The organism is Aquirufa sp., from assembly GCF_044239315.1.
GTDB lineage: Bacteria > Bacteroidota > Bacteroidia > Cytophagales > Spirosomataceae > Aquirufa.
The window spans coordinates 49,104-63,358 of the sequence record NZ_JBIIBQ010000016.1; the positions used below are offsets into that span (position 1 = coordinate 49,104).

The 14,255-nt window shown below is 40.3% G+C and carries 18 protein-coding genes and 1 tRNA gene; 9 read left to right on the forward strand and 10 right to left on the reverse strand.

The window, feature by feature from the left end:
* Genes ispG through ACILP5_RS07365 form a run of 3 tightly spaced genes read right to left on the reverse strand, consistent with a single transcriptional unit; the run spans position 1 to position 4,577 of the window.
* On the reverse strand, positions 1-1,986 hold the full coding sequence (ispG, locus tag ACILP5_RS07355) for a (E)-4-hydroxy-3-methylbut-2-enyl-diphosphate synthase (RefSeq protein ID WP_395618013.1): 1,986 nt from the start codon (positions 1,984-1,986) through the stop codon (positions 1-3).
* Between the two features lie 33 nt (positions 1,987-2,019).
* On the reverse strand, positions 2,020-3,219 hold the full coding sequence (locus tag ACILP5_RS07360; protein WP_395618014.1) for a sugar MFS transporter: 1,200 nt from the start codon (positions 3,217-3,219) through the stop codon (positions 2,020-2,022).
* A 5-nt stretch (positions 3,220-3,224) separates the two neighbouring features.
* Positions 3,225-4,577: a Gfo/Idh/MocA family protein gene (locus tag ACILP5_RS07365; RefSeq protein ID WP_395618015.1), complete on the reverse strand. Its 1,353-nt coding sequence runs from the start codon at positions 4,575-4,577 to the stop codon at positions 3,225-3,227.
* A 69-nt stretch (positions 4,578-4,646) separates the two neighbouring features.
* Here ACILP5_RS07365 and ACILP5_RS07370 point away from each other — a divergent pair, with 69 nt between their 5' ends.
* Genes ACILP5_RS07370 through ACILP5_RS07380 form a run of 3 tightly spaced genes read left to right on the forward strand, consistent with a single transcriptional unit; the run spans position 4,647 to position 6,431 of the window.
* Complete coding sequence (locus tag ACILP5_RS07370) at positions 4,647-5,069, forward strand: 6-pyruvoyl trahydropterin synthase family protein (protein WP_395618016.1); 423 nt, start codon at positions 4,647-4,649, stop codon at positions 5,067-5,069.
* Complete coding sequence (gene folE, locus ACILP5_RS07375) at positions 5,029-5,730, forward strand: GTP cyclohydrolase I FolE (protein WP_395618017.1); 702 nt, start codon at positions 5,029-5,031, stop codon at positions 5,728-5,730. Before ACILP5_RS07370 ends, folE begins: the two co-directional genes overlap by 41 nt.
* Before the next feature lie 2 nt (positions 5,731-5,732).
* Positions 5,733-6,431, forward strand: coding sequence for an SDR family NAD(P)-dependent oxidoreductase (locus tag ACILP5_RS07380; RefSeq protein WP_395618018.1), 699 nt, complete (start codon positions 5,733-5,735; stop codon positions 6,429-6,431).
* On the opposite strand, the gene ACILP5_RS07385 is transcribed toward ACILP5_RS07380, so the two are convergent.
* The gene (locus ACILP5_RS07385) at positions 6,417-7,403 is read right to left on the reverse strand and encodes a cation diffusion facilitator family transporter (protein ID WP_395618019.1); all 987 of its coding nucleotides are present in this window, start codon (positions 7,401-7,403) and stop codon (positions 6,417-6,419) included. The two genes, ACILP5_RS07380 and ACILP5_RS07385, sit on opposite strands and share 15 nt — an antisense overlap.
* A 26-nt stretch (positions 7,404-7,429) precedes the next feature.
* On the opposite strand from ACILP5_RS07385, the gene ACILP5_RS07390 reads away from it, so the two are divergent.
* Positions 7,430-7,984 carry an NUDIX domain-containing protein gene (locus ACILP5_RS07390; protein ID WP_395618020.1) on the forward strand — a complete coding sequence of 185 codons (555 nt, stop codon included), beginning with the start codon at positions 7,430-7,432 and terminating at the stop codon, positions 7,982-7,984.
* On the opposite strand, the gene surE is transcribed toward ACILP5_RS07390, so the two are convergent.
* The gene (gene surE / locus ACILP5_RS07395; RefSeq protein ID WP_395618021.1) at positions 7,955-8,722 is read right to left on the reverse strand and encodes a 5'/3'-nucleotidase SurE; all 768 of its coding nucleotides are present in this window, start codon (positions 8,720-8,722) and stop codon (positions 7,955-7,957) included. The two genes, ACILP5_RS07390 and surE, sit on opposite strands and share 30 nt — an antisense overlap.
* Positions 8,723-8,759: 37 nt before the next feature.
* Between surE and ACILP5_RS07400 the strand changes: the two genes are divergently transcribed.
* Positions 8,760-9,236, forward strand: a complete 477-nt coding sequence (locus tag ACILP5_RS07400) for a GNAT family N-acetyltransferase (protein WP_395618022.1) — start codon at positions 8,760-8,762, stop codon at positions 9,234-9,236.
* Here ACILP5_RS07400 and ACILP5_RS07405 read toward each other — a convergent pair.
* Complete coding sequence (locus tag ACILP5_RS07405) at positions 9,217-10,083, reverse strand: nucleoside phosphorylase (RefSeq protein WP_395618023.1); 867 nt, start codon at positions 10,081-10,083, stop codon at positions 9,217-9,219. The two genes, ACILP5_RS07400 and ACILP5_RS07405, sit on opposite strands and share 20 nt — an antisense overlap.
* 41 nt (positions 10,084-10,124) lie before the next feature.
* Here ACILP5_RS07405 and ACILP5_RS07410 point away from each other — a divergent pair, with 41 nt between their 5' ends.
* Genes ACILP5_RS07410 through ACILP5_RS07420 form a run of 3 tightly spaced genes read left to right on the forward strand, consistent with a single transcriptional unit; the run spans position 10,125 to position 11,243 of the window.
* A complete protein-coding gene (locus ACILP5_RS07410) occupies positions 10,125-10,565 on the forward strand; it encodes a hypothetical protein (protein WP_395618024.1) in 441 nt (146 codons plus the stop codon).
* Positions 10,562-10,888 carry a DUF2834 domain-containing protein gene (locus tag ACILP5_RS07415; RefSeq protein WP_395618025.1) on the forward strand — a complete coding sequence of 109 codons (327 nt, stop codon included), beginning with the start codon at positions 10,562-10,564 and terminating at the stop codon, positions 10,886-10,888. Before ACILP5_RS07410 ends, ACILP5_RS07415 begins: the two co-directional genes overlap by 4 nt.
* A 4-nt stretch (positions 10,889-10,892) precedes the next feature.
* Positions 10,893-11,243 (forward strand): iron chaperone, encoded by a 351-nt coding sequence (locus ACILP5_RS07420; RefSeq protein ID WP_395618026.1) that lies wholly within the window; start codon positions 10,893-10,895, stop codon positions 11,241-11,243.
* Here ACILP5_RS07420 and ACILP5_RS07425 read toward each other — a convergent pair.
* Together ACILP5_RS07425 and ACILP5_RS07430 are read right to left on the reverse strand one after the other, a co-directional pair.
* The gene (locus tag ACILP5_RS07425) at positions 11,238-12,227 is read right to left on the reverse strand and encodes a rhodanese-related sulfurtransferase (protein WP_395618027.1); all 990 of its coding nucleotides are present in this window, start codon (positions 12,225-12,227) and stop codon (positions 11,238-11,240) included. The genes ACILP5_RS07420 and ACILP5_RS07425 overlap by 6 nt on opposite strands.
* Positions 12,228-12,263: 36 nt before the next feature.
* Positions 12,264-12,346, reverse strand: a tRNA-Leu gene (locus tag ACILP5_RS07430).
* A 71-nt stretch (positions 12,347-12,417) separates the two neighbouring features.
* Here ACILP5_RS07430 and ACILP5_RS07435 point away from each other — a divergent pair.
* Positions 12,418-12,786, forward strand: a complete 369-nt coding sequence (locus ACILP5_RS07435) for a DUF3127 domain-containing protein (RefSeq protein WP_130896587.1) — start codon at positions 12,418-12,420, stop codon at positions 12,784-12,786.
* Positions 12,787-12,918: 132 nt separating this feature from the next.
* Here the strand turns inward: ACILP5_RS07435 and ACILP5_RS07440 are convergent, their stop codons facing one another.
* Entirely contained in the window at positions 12,919-13,365 is a 447-nt protein-coding gene (locus tag ACILP5_RS07440; RefSeq protein ID WP_395618028.1) for a GNAT family N-acetyltransferase, read from the reverse strand.
* Positions 13,346-14,236 (reverse strand): PhoH family protein, encoded by an 891-nt coding sequence (locus ACILP5_RS07445; protein ID WP_395618029.1) that lies wholly within the window; start codon positions 14,234-14,236, stop codon positions 13,346-13,348. The genes ACILP5_RS07440 and ACILP5_RS07445 overlap by 20 nt, the downstream gene beginning before the upstream one ends.
* Positions 14,237-14,255: the final 19 nt, after the last annotated feature.

Here is a 14,255-nt window from a genome sequence, read left to right on the forward strand (position 1 = left end):
CTAATCGTTTAAAGAGGGCTCGCGCCAATCTCCATGTTCCTTAATTAATGTGATTAACTCGTCCACGGCAGAATCTGCAGGAACAGACTTTTTCACTACTTCTTGCCCTTTATAGAGCGCAATCTTATCTTTTCCGATACCTACATACCCATAATCAGCATCGGCCATCTCACCTGGACCATTAACAATACAGCCCATTATACCTATTTTGATTCCTTTTAGGTGATCTGTTTTTTGGCGAATCATTGCCGTCGTTTCCTGCAAATCAAACAAGGTACGTCCACAAGATGGACAAGAGATGTACTCCGTTTTCGAAATCCGCATTCTACTCGCTTGCAACGTCCCAAAATTCGTCGAATTACACAAAGCTTCTTTATTTTTTGAATGCTTTATACTCAGCATTAATCCGTCGCCTAAACCATCAATAAACAAGGCTCCGCCATCTGTAGGGGCAAACAATTGGAATTGATCGTCTGAAATGGAGCTATAGTTGAGTTGGATTATTACCGGATTACTTATTGCTTTCTCTATCAAATGAAAGAATGCACGTCGAATCGCAGGCATTTGATGTGCATTCGTAGAATGTAAAACAATCACGCAAGTAGAATCAAACCCGTCAGAACCCGCTAAAAGTTCAGCTGCATCCAACGATACAAAATTTAATACCGGATGTTTAGACGAAGCAATATGATACTCCTCATAACTAAATAACGGATAAACGAAATCTGAAGGAGTCCAAATGGAGGCATCTTGAATTTGGCGTAAACCATTAGGCAACATGAAATCCAAAGACTGCATACCCGTGTAGATAAAATCAGCCCCTAAATCATTCATTGCCCATTTATCTGGCTCCGGTAAATAAAAATGACCTATCGCTTTTAAATCAGCTATCGAAATGGAAGCTCGGTTAGAAAAATCTGCAATCACCCTAGGTACTTGATGTCCACCAATGGAGAAAATCTCCGATGTCTTTCTGCGAGAATGGGCAAAGGGATGAATAGGGGAGTCAAAAGCAACCGAATGACCCGCAAAAGCCGAAATAGGGTCTTGAGAAGAAGCTCTCACATCATAACGACGCACTAAATCTTGAGCCACTGGTATTTCAAACTCCGGATCTTCCGTTAAAGAAACGCGAATCGTATCTCCTAAACCATCTTCTAAAAGAGTACCTATCCCTACTGCGGATTTAATACGACCATCCTCACCTTCACCAGCTTCCGTCACACCTAGGTGCATTGGATAATCTTTAAATCCACCGTCTTTTAATTTTTTACTTAATAATCGATACGCTTCTACCATCACTTGCGTGTTCGATGATTTCATCGAAAGAACAATATTGAAGTAGTTTTCATCCTCGCAAATGCGTAAGAATTCTAAAGCAGACTCCACCATTCCATTTGGAGTATCTCCATACCGACTTAAAATTCGATCTGATAAAGAACCATGGTTCGTACCGATACGCATCGCCGTTCCATATTCCTTGCAAATCTTCACCAAAGGCAAGAATTTATCCCGAATACGGTCTAATTCTGACGCGTAGGAAGCATCCGTATAATCTATCGTTTCAAAACGCTTCTTATCTGCATAATTCCCCGGATTGATACGCACCTTTTCGACGATTCTGGCAGCTAATTCAGCGGCATTGGGCGTAAAGTGAATATCAGCTACTAAGGGAGTTGTATAACCTCGCTCGCGTAATCCTTTACGAATATTCTCGAGATTTTGAGCCTCTTTAACCGATGGAGCTGTAATACGAACTAATTCACAACCCGCATCAATCATGCGAATTGCTTGTTCGATAGAGCCTAGGGTATCCATCGTGTCTACCGTCGTCATCGACTGAACCCGAATAGGAAAATCAGAGCCTAAGTGTAAATCACCTATTTGAACAGGAATAGTTAGCCTTCTCTCATATGCATAAAGAGAGGACGCATATTTATTTCCGTCTGCAATTAGAGGGTCCGTAAACAAGGAAGGTGTAGACATAGCTAAATTAAAACGCAAAAATAGGCAATTCTACTACCAAGAACTCTTTTTGTGACCAATTGTTGCATAATAATAGATAAATAAATAGCAAGGAATCAAAATCGCATAGGCTGACTGTGTATTACCGATTTGATCCGCAATCTTTCCATACAATAACGGCATCAATGCGCCTCCGGAAATCATCATGATAATTAAGGCAGATCCAATTTTAGTGAATTTACCTAATCCATTAATCGCTAAAGGCCACATAGCAGGCCACATCAATGCATTTGCAAGTCCTAACAAGGCCAAACATAGAACGGACATAAAACCTGAAAAACTTAAAGCGCCTATTGAAAATAACACCCCAAGAATAGCGGAGTAGTTCAAGGCTTTTTGTTGAGATAGGTATTTAGGAATAAAAAAGATCCCTACCACATAACCCGCTAACATTCCGTATAAAGTATAGGTAGTAAAGCTCTTCGCAACATCTTGACTGAATCCTTGGGATACACCATAATTAATGATTGTATCACCCGCAATCACTTCCACACCCACATAAACAAAGAAAGCGACCAAGCCTAACACTAAACTTGGATAAGCCCAAACACTTGATTTTGCATGACTGGCTTCCTCAACCGTTTCCTCCGCTTCCACTTCAGGTAGTGATGAAAACCATACCCACACGGCTAAAAGAATTAAAACCGCTGTCATGATACCATAAGGCATGATCACGATGTCTAATTTTGAAACACCCGCCACTGCACTGGAGAGGAACAAGCCTCCAAAAATAAATTGACTTAAAATACCAGCCACTTTATTGCAAATACCCATGACGGAAATTCGTTGTGCGGCAGATTCTGCTGGACCTAAAATAGTCACATAGGGGTTAGAAGCCGTTTGTAACAAAGCTAAACCGGTTCCAATGACGAATAATCCAAACAAGAACATCGGATAATTTTCCATTTGTGCCGCAGGGATAAATAAAAGTGTACCTACAGCCATAGCTAAAAGACCTAAAGACATACCTTTCTTGAAGCCCGTTCTTGCCAGAACCCAGGAAGAGGGGATGGCCATCACGAAATACGAAATAAAGAAGGCGAAAGCGACAAGGAGTGAATCAAAGTTATTTAATTGAAATGCATCCTTAAAAAAGGCGATTAAAACCGAATTCACCCAGGTCACAAAACCGAAGACAAAAAAAAGAATACCAATTATTAATAATGGTCCGTTTACGTTTTTAGATTGGTTCATAAGGTTTAATATTGATCGTTTAAAGCAAAAATAGGTTGATTCGTTTTCCATTTACCCCGCGTGAAATCAGGGATTTGAATAGGAGCGGAGCCTTTCTTAATGGATTCTTCTGAAAGCGGAGCAATCGCAGACCAAGCGGCTGCATCATATACATCAATTGGAGGAGCTACCTTTGCTTTAATTGCCTCAATAAATGACCTCAAAACAAAGTAATCAATACCACCATGTCCTGCATTCTCTGCATCAGCAGCGTGCGCTTTCCACAAAGGGTGATCGTATTTCTCTAAATAGGGTTTAGCCTCTTCCCATCGGTGTGCTTTAGAGGAAACACCTTCAATATAGATGGATCGATTATCTTCCATCCACAAACCCTTTGTGCCTTGAACACGGAATCCTAACGAGTAAGGGCGCGGAGAATTCGTATCATGCGTAATGAGAATTGTTTCACCATTCACACATTTGATCATTGTTTGGACGATATCACCGCATTTGAAATTCACTTTCGCGTTCGGATGATCTGCGCCTCCTTTTTCAACGATGTAATTATGTAGTCCCAAAGCAGGAGTAGCCATGGACGTTAAATAGGCGAATTGATTTCCTCTATTGATATTTAACATCTCCGCCACTGGTCCTAGACCATGTGTAGGATATAAATCACCATTGCGATCGACAGAATGCTGGGTACGCCATTTGGCCTCAGAAAAACCCTTCTCCCCAAATTCCACTCCACCTCCATAAGCTTGCTTTCCATCATTAAATTTCACCTCGCGTAAATCATGCTGGTAACCGCATTGAACATGATTAAGTGTGCCAAACATTCCTTGGCGAACCATATTCAAAGTCGCCAAGACATCGCGACGATAACAAACATTCTCTAAAATCATACAATGAGAACCCGTTTTCTCGTACATATTCACAAGATCCCACGATTCTTTCAAGGTAACGGTCGCGGAAACTTCTACACCGGCATACTTACCTTGCTTCATGACTTCTAAGGCCATGGGAACGTGCCATTCCCAAGGAGTGGCGATAACCACGCCATCGATATCGGTGCGTTTAGCTAGGTTTTCAAAATCTTTTTCCGTCTTTCCATAAACGGCGGGTGCAGGTCGACCCTTGCCCGAAACCATCTTCAAAGCAATATCAATCGCTTTAGGATCAATATCACAGATGGCTACCACTTCAACATCTGGACGATACATCGCCATTTCGAGGTGATTTTGACCTCTTAATCCCACACCAATAAAACCTAAACGTACTTTCGTTTGTTCTTTAGGTGTATGACTCAAGAAAGTGGGTAACAAAGCAGTGCCAGAGGTGTACACTAAGGAATCAGATATAAACTTCCTTCTTTTCATAGGTTAACAATAGGTTAATAAAGATGAAAATTAAGGAAAATACTTTAATTTTATAAGAATTTAGAAAAAATGACTGAAGCCCCGCGCGTTAGCGTATTCCGAAAAGAGCATTTCAACGCTGCTCACCGTTTGCACAATCCACTTTGGACAGCAGAGAAAAACAAAGAAATTTTCGGTTTATGCAACAATCCGAACTACCATGGACATAATTATGAATTAATTATTCAGGTTACCGGAACAATTGACCCTGAAACGGGTTATGTAATTGATACGAAATTTTTATCCGATTTAGCGCAAACAGAAGTTTGCAAAAAATTTGATCACAAGAATTTAAATCTTGACGTACCAGAATTCGCCAATTTAAATCCTTCCGCAGAAAATATCGTTATCGTTATTTACAACAAATTGAGGGCTAAACTCCCTTCTAAATTAGATTTAAAAATTAGATTGTATGAAACAGAAAGAAATTTCGTTGAATTCCCTGCTAATTGATACCGACCGTTTCTTGTTAACAGACGAGGAAATAGGAGATAATCATGTAGCCACCTCTATCGAAACACCGATGAGGGAGGATGCTTTTGATCTTTCTGATTCGGAAAAAATAGCCATTATTGAGTCTCACTTCCGTGAGATCATGTTAACATTAGGTTTAGACCTGACAGATGACTCTTTGCGAGGCACTCCTAAGCGTGTCGCTAAAATGTACATTGAAGAGATTTTCAGTGGACTGAACCCTGCCAATGAACCTAAAGTAGCCTTATTTGAAAACAAGTACGGTTATTACGAAATGTTGGTCGAAAAAAATATCTCGTTCTATTCGAATTGTGAGCACCATTTCGTTCCTATCGTAGGAAAGACGCACATTGCCTATATCTCATCTGGTCAAGTAATCGGCCTTTCGAAATTAAATCGAATTGTTCAGTATTATGCCAAAAGGCCTCAAGTTCAGGAGCGCCTAACGATACAAATCGCGAAACACCTACAAAGAGTCCTAAAGACAGATCATGTAGCCGTATTCATTGATGCAAAACATTTGTGTGTATCATCAAGAGGTGTAAAAGATGAGGCTACCTCCACCATTACTTCTTACTACGGAGGTAAATTTCAAGAGGACGCTACGAAAAGAGAATTCTTACAATCTATCCAAGGATAATCATGGGAAAATATGTTATTGTGGGGGCTAGCCAAGGTATTGGCGAGTCACTCGCATCCTCCTTGCTTTCAGCAGGACACGAAGTAGTCAATTTTTCAAGAAATCCATCTGCTTTAACGGGCGTAGAAAATTATACTTGGGATGCTTTAAATTCTGACGATTCATCATTTGCCTCTATTACAGGCCCTATCGACGGAATCGCGTATTGTCCAGGAAGCATTAACTTAAAGCCATTTCATCGATTGACTTCGGCTGATTTTGAAAAAGATTTCCAAATCAATATTCTTGGAGCTGTTCGTGTTATTCAGGCTTTATTACCTTCCTTGAAACAAGCACCTACTTCCTCTATTGTACTTTTTAGCACTGTTGCCGTTCAAACAGGGATGGGCTTCCATGCTTCTATTGCCAGTTCAAAAGGAGCAATCGAAGGATTGACCCGTTCTTTAGCGGCAGAATTAGCGGCTAATAAAATTCGAGTGAATGCTATTGCACCTTCTTTAACGAATACTCCTTTAGCTGGGGCTTTGTTAAACTCGCCAGAGAAAATCGAAGCAGGTGGAAAAAGACATCCACTAGGACGCGTGGGGCAATCAGAAGATGTGGCTAATCTAGCTTCCTTCTTGTTAAATCCAGCTAACTCTTGGATTACAGGTCAAATCATCGGGGTAGATGGCGGAATCGGTTCTTTAAGAACTAGCTAAGGTTTCGTTGAAATGTTTTTGGTTTAAGGCCAAATTCATCTGATTCCATTCAATATTCTTCGAAAAAGCCGACTTCCTAATCGCGCAATCCGCGATAGAACAATGACTACAACACTCATCAAGACAAGGATCCGCGTGGACGAATATCTCCACGTGGGTTGCTTGTAATTCACCTAGTATTTGTTCAAAAGAGTGAATTTCTTCGTGCGTTCTCTGTAAATCCCAATACCGAGGCAATGTCAAATGACAATCAATGTGCAAATCACCACCATATTGTTGTACACGAAGATTGTGTAAATCAATCCATTCTTCTTTTTTATTGGATACGACCCAGTCAGTCACTTTTTGGAACAAGGCAGGATTGGTTTCATCCATCAAGGCAGCTACTGACTCCCGAATCAAGTTAATTCCCTGCCAACACATAAATCCGGCAAATAAGAAGGAGGCGATTGAATCCACCCAATACCAATTCGTAAAGTATGTAAGTGCCAAAGCAGCAACCACTAAAATACCATTATAGGCATCTAATTTTAAATGTTTGCCATCTGCTATCAACGCAGGGGAGTGGGACGAGCGACCTTTTTGGACTAAGACATAACCAAGTAAGCCGTTAATTCCTGCTGATACGAAAGAAACAGCCATACCTACGTCTAAACTTTTCAGTTCTGGCGAGGCATATAAATGCTGAGACGCATGTAGAAAAATATAGGCAGCAGCTAACAAAATAAGCACTCCTTCGAGTCCAGAGGCAAAAAATTCAATTTTACCATGCCCATAAGGATGATTTAAATCCTTTGGCAGAGAGGCTAAATAAATCGAATAATAGGCAAAACAGGCAGCTACCACATTGATAATCGATTCTAATGCGTCCGTCAATAAAGTCGTCGAACCACTTGCATAATAAACGGAAAATTTCGCTACCATAATCAGTACCGAAACGACAAAAGAAAGAAGGACAAGCCGCTGTTTCATTAGGACAAAGATAGTATTTTTACCGGATGGAAAAGGAAATCAACCCCTGGAAAACGATAAACAAAGAGACGGTCTACGAGAATGCTTGGATTAAAGTAGAACATCACGAAGTTCTAAATCCCGCGGGTAATCCCGGAATTTACGGCAAAGTTCACTTTAAAAACACTGCTATTTCGATTGTACCGATCGATTCTGAAGGATTTACTTATCTAGTAGGACAATACCGCTATACCTTGAATTCCTATTCGTGGGAGGTACCTGAGGGAGGCTGTTCAATCGAATCAGGCGAATCCACATTAGAAGCAGCTAAACGTGAACTTTTAGAAGAAACTGGACTAAAAGCTTCCGAGTGGACAAAGTTAGGGGAGGTCTACCTGTCTAATTCTGTAAGTGATGAGAAGGCAATAATGTATATAGCTAAAAACCTCAGTCAACAACAAGCCTGCCCAGAAGAAACAGAACAATTAAAAATACGTCGGATACCTTTAAATGAAGCTATCGAGATGGCTAAAAACGGAGAGATAACAGATGCACTGAGTGTTTTGACCCTCTTAAAGATCCCAGCTCTGCATCTGCTTTAATTCATCATAATCCGTCAAATCATATTTAACTGGAACAATACTCACGAAATTTTCAGCTAACGCATCTAAATCGGTATTGTTATTCAAATCCTCATTGTACAAGTCACCATCCATCCAATAATAGGGTTTCCCATAAGGATCTTTACGCTCCTCAAATCGCTCTCTAAAGATTGCATTAGCCTGCTTTACGACTTTTACACCTTGCAAAGGCATGGAAGAGTGAGCAGGGAAATTCACATTTAGGGTTAAACCTTTAGGTAAGCCATGAAGTAGTACTTGCTGGCAAATTTTAATGATGTAATCGTGGCAGTGCGAGAAATCTGCATCGGACCCAAAGTCACAAAGGGAGAATCCAATAGCAGGAATTCCCTCCATCGCTGCCTCGATGGCAGCTGACATGGTTCCAGAATATAAAACGGCTATAGACGCATTTGAACCATGATTTATGCCAGAAACGACTAAATCAATCTTGCGGTCCTTTAAAATCTGGTGTTTCCCTATTTTAACGCAATCAGCTGGTGTCCCTGAGCATTTATACGACTGAATATGTTCGCCAAAATTGGTCGTTTTTTCTATTCTCAATGGCTCGCCCAATGTAATGGCATGACCCATACCCGATTGATGCGTATCAGGAGCGACTACCACCACTTCCCCTAATTCTGACATGATTTCAGTTAGGACACGAATGCCTTTGGAATAGATAGAATCGTCGTTTGCGATGAGAATAAGTGGCTTCATATGTTGCTATTTTGAGTGCAATTTACAAATTTTGAGGATGATTTTACGTAAAGCATCCCTAGAAGACATACCACTAATTCAAGAAATTGCAGAAGAAGCCTGGAGGCCCACCTATGACGCTATTTTATCTGAGCAACAAACGCAGTACATGATGCCTATGATGTACGCTTCCGAAGTATTAGTTCCACAAATAGACCTTTTCTCAGTGCTAGAAGTCGATGGCGTTGCGATAGGGTATTGTGCTTTTGAAAAGCAAAATGACACCGAAGGTAAATTACACAAACTTTATTTACGTCCTTCCTTGAAACAAAAAGGGGCAGGAACCTTCATTATTGATCAAATTAGCCTGCAAGCCCGCAATTTAGGCCTAAAATCAATTTATTTGAATGTTAACAAACAAAATTCAGCCGTAGACTTTTACTTAAAGAAAGGTTTCATCAAGGAACGTGAAATGGTCCTAGATATTGGCAACGGCTACGTTATGGATGATTACGTTATGCGATTAATGCTATAGCTTTCTGAATTAAAGAGGCAATTTGTTGCTCAGGATCTTTCGAAAATTCATTCGTGATTCGATTCGCTAAAATAGCGTTCAAAGAAATCATTTCATGTCCCATAGCCCCAGCGAAGGCATAATAAGCCGCCGTTTCCATTTCGATATTAGTCATTTCTTGACCCTCCAATTTAGCTCCTGCAACCTTCTGCAGAAAATCTGGTCTGATAGAATGCATACGGATAGTCCTGCCTTGAGGCGCATAAAAGCCAGGTGCCGTTAAAGTAATTCCTTCAAAGGCGTTTAATGGCTTAAATATTTCTAGCAATTTGGCACTGGCTTTCGCCGCATATAGGGGCAGAGGATAATCAATGGTTTGCGTCCATTGTTGCAAAGAATCAGCTGAAATTGATTGGGCAGACTCAAATCCATAAAACTGAGACAAATTATCAAATCCGATGGCTGCGGTTGAAATTAAAATGGAATCCACTGGAATATGTGCTTGAATACTCCCTGAAGTACCGATTCGAATTAATTGTAAAGATCTTTTTTCTGTTTTCTCCAGACGCGTTTGGAAATCAATATTTACCAAAGCATCTAATTCATTCATCACAATCTCCACATTATCAGAACCTATTCCGCTCGATAATACACCGATTCGCTTCCCCTGTAAAACACCTAAATGTGTCACAAATTCTCTTTTGTGAACTATTTCAGTCACCTCATCGAAGTAAACAGAGACCTTAGGTACACGTTCTGGATCACCCACTAAAATCAAGGTGTCTGGAATTTGGTCAGGCCTTAAGTTCAAATGATAGGAGCTTCCGTCCGGATTAATAATTAAGTCAGTGGGAGAGAAATAGGTCATTCGCAAATTTATTGATAATTTTCCAATGTAATTAGCCTTACATGAAAAGTAAAAAATCCGAAATACATGCGAATCTTCGTTCAATTCTAGAGAAAACACTAGAAGAAGCGCGAAGAGAATATGTTTTGGCCAAAGAATCCCGAGATTCAGATACGAAAAGTAGCGCAGGCGATAAATTTGAAACGGGTCGAGAAATGATGCAAAGGGAGATGGATAAACTGAGTGCTTTGGTAGACAATACACTCTATTCTTTAAACAAGCTAGATCGACTTGCTAATTTACCCTCATCCTCTGTTGTAGCAGAAGGCAGTTTAGTGGAGACAGATCAAGAAACGTATTATATCTCTATTGGATATGGTAAAACGGATGCCATTTATGCCATCTCCATCGAATCTCCACTAGGCGTCGAGTTAAAAGGAAAAAGAGAAGGGGATCGCGTGGAAATGCGAGGACGAATAATCACCATAAAATCAATCATATGAAAAATGCACACTATTTCTATCTATTTCTCTCTTTAGTAGGAGGAAGTATTACCTTTTACTACGTTTATGAAGGAATGATGCTAAACAACGGGAATTTTAATGTGGTTGATTTTGTCCAAAGCACCTGGACATCAAACCCTTATGCAAAAAGTTTAAGCTGCGATTTTTGGACAGGGGCCATAACGGGGACCTTTTTTATACTGGTAGAGGGATTGCGTATTAAAATCAAATACCTGTACCTTTATTTATTAGCCACCGTTTTAATTGGATTTGCCTTTGCATTCCCTTTATTTTTGTTTGCTAGACACCGTCAATTAGCCTAATATCATGGATGAATACATCAAGACTTTTCCGGAAGCAACACAAAAGATTTTAATAGAAGTACGTGATGCCATCCGCTCAGTCGTGCCGGAAGGAACAGAAGAAACGATGTCTTACGGAATGCCTACCTTTAAATTAAATGGGAATTTAATCCATTTTGCTGCGTGGAATAACCATTTGGGCTTTTATCCGACGCCTAGCGGCATCAAGAATTTCGTACAAGAATTAGCGCCCTATGAAGGATCGAAAGGCGCGATCAAATTCCCCTACCATTCGCCTATGCCTTTGGAACTCATTAAAGAGATCACTTTATTTAGAGTTCAGGAGAATTTGGCCAAAAAGAAAAAAGGCTCATAACTGAGCCTTTTTTTGTTTTTCTATTTTCTCTGTCCGTTTAAAGGATTTGAAACCTAATTCAGGAGAGTAGCCTACTGAGTTTTTGGAATAATAACCCTTCTCATTGTATGGACGCTTTCGCGGATGATCTTTGCATTCCTGCGAGCAAGCACCCTCCATTTCTTTTAAGCAGGAGGGACAAATCGCTAAATGCTCATTGCATTCTGGATTCGCACAATTGACCATGTGATCCGATTTTGTTTGGCATACATGGCATTCAGATACAACCTCCGGATTAACTGAATTCACCGCCGTAGCGACACGATTATCAAACACGTAACAAGAACCATCAAAATCCTCACCACCTTCTTCTAAACCATATTTAATGATGCCACCATGCAACTGATACACATCTTTAAACCCTTTTTCAATCAAATAAGCTGATGCCTTTTCACACTTAATACCACCCGTGCAATAGGTGATTACCTTTTTGTCCTTCAGATGCTCTATTTCTTGCACGTGATCTGGTAAATCACGTAAATTTTCCATATCAAACGTATAAGCACCCTTGAAGCGACCTAATTCGTGTTCGTAATTCGAACGCATATCTACCAAAACCACATCGGGGTCATTCTTCAATAATTGCTTGAATTCTTTAGGTTTTAAATGTTTCCCTGTTCTAACACGAGGATCAACCCCTAGATCAGAATGTACAATTTCATCCTTTACGCGTACATGCAACTTATGAAAGGTGTGCTCATCGTTGTAATCGACTTTGAAATCAAAATCAGTGCCAGCAAAAATGGGGTCAGATTCTAACCACTTCATATAGGCATCGCAATCCTCTTGCAGGCCAGAAACGGTGCCATTCAATCCTTCAGAAGCCACAATAATGCGTCCCAAAAGGTTATTTTCAATACAAAAAAGGTGATGTTTTACACGGTACTCCTCCGGATTCGGGATAGGAGTATAGTTATAGTAAAGCAATACACTGTAAGGTTTCATCTTCAACATGATTTACAGATTAAACAAAAAATAAAGTGACGATGGGGAGATTCGAACTCCCAAACCTTAACGGCACTACCACCTCAAGGTAGCGTGTCTACCAATTTCACCACATCGCCAAAAACGGTTAGTAAAATTACCAATTATTTACTTACTTGCCAACAATTACAGAACTCAAAAAATTCTTACAATGGCTTTAGAAATAAGCGGAAAATTAATCAAGAAATTACCTGAGGTTACAGGAACAGGTAAAAATGGTACCAACTGGATCAAGCAAGAATTCGTGATCGAAACACAAGATCAATACCCTAAAAAGGTTTGTATGTCGGTTTGGGGAGATAAAACACAAGATTTAACGCCAGTTCAAGAGGGCGAAATCGTGAAAGTTCAATTCAATGTAGAATCAAGAGAATACAACGAGCGTTGGTATACTGAAATCCGTGCTTATCGTTTAGATCGCACAGGTTCGATTCCAGCAGGAGTGGAGCCTACACCAGCTGCGGGTGGATACCAATTCCCTCCATTAGCTGCGGAGAGTGGGGATGATTTACCATTCTAGTCGCTAGGAGATTAGAGAGTATAGAGTATAGAGTATAGAGAAGGGGCCCTAAAGCCCCTTTTTTTATATATAAAAAATAGTCCGAAGGAAATGAGTCCGAAGTTCGAATTCATATCTCTACTCTATACTCTCTTATCTCTTATCTAAGCACATTGCTTGATGCTCAATATCCGCCTCAACAAACCTCTCACCATAAGCTTTAAATCCAAGAGAAGCATAAAGCGGCATCACAGAAACCTGTGCATGTAAGTAAAAATAACCGCAATCAGGATAAGCTAACGAGGCTTCAGCCAAAATATGGTTCACCACTAAAGAGGCATAACCTTTACCTCTTGAGGTTTCTAAAGTGGCTATGCGCTCGACTTTGATGCCTTTTTCGGTTTTTCGGTAACGTCCAGTTGCAACTGGAATTTCCTCTTCTAACAAAAGATAATGTTTAGCTACTGCATCTAGTTCATCAAATTCCTCTGAAGGAAGACACTTTTGCTCATTGACAAAAACCTCCGTCCGGATGGCGAAAACTTGATCGATTTCTTCGGGACTAACGGCCTGAATAATCCTATTTGTCTTGCTTTCCATAGGCTTCGATGATTTTTCGCACTAATCGGTGACGCACCACATCGGATCCATCTAATTCCACAAAAGCAATTCCATTAATTCCTGAAAGGATACGTTCCGCTTCGCCCAGACCCGAAGTTTGGTTCTTAGGTAAATCTACCTGTGATTTATCACCCGTAATAATCGTCTTCGATTGAATTCCCATACGCGTTAAAAACATCTTCATTTGCATGGAGGTGGTGTTTTGGGCTTCATCCAGTAAAATAAACGCTTTATTTAAGGTACGGCCACGCATGTAGGCCAACGGTGCGATTTCTATAGTCCGATTTTCTAAATAGAATTTCAATTTTTCAGCAGGGATCATATCGTCCAGAGCGTCATAAATGGGACGCAAATAGGGATCGATTTTTTCTTTCAAATCACCAGGTAAAAAGCCTAAATTTTCTCCTGCTTCTACAGCTGGACGCGTAATGATAATTTTCTTTACTTCTTTGTTCTTCAAAGCTTTCACCGCTAGAGCCACAGCAGTGTATGTTTTACCTGTACCAGCTGGTCCAATGGCGAAAACAATATCATTCTCAGTGGCGGCATCAACGAGTTTACGTTGATTCGGAGTTTTGGCCTTAATTACGATTCCTTTATTGCCAAAAAGAAGTACGTCTTTATCCTCCACCCAAGGTTGCTCTTTTTCCTCACCGGTCGGATTTAATACCGCATCAATGTAGGCCTGCATATGTTTTTCGGACAGGGTATGGTGCTTGTCTAAATGTGCAATGCACGAGTTAACGATGGCTTCCACCAATGCAATTTGGTCATTAGAACCGCGAACGGTCAATTGCTCACCACGAGCTATGATTTTAGATTGAGGAAAGGCGTGAATCAATAAATTGATATTAACGTTTGCTACGCCT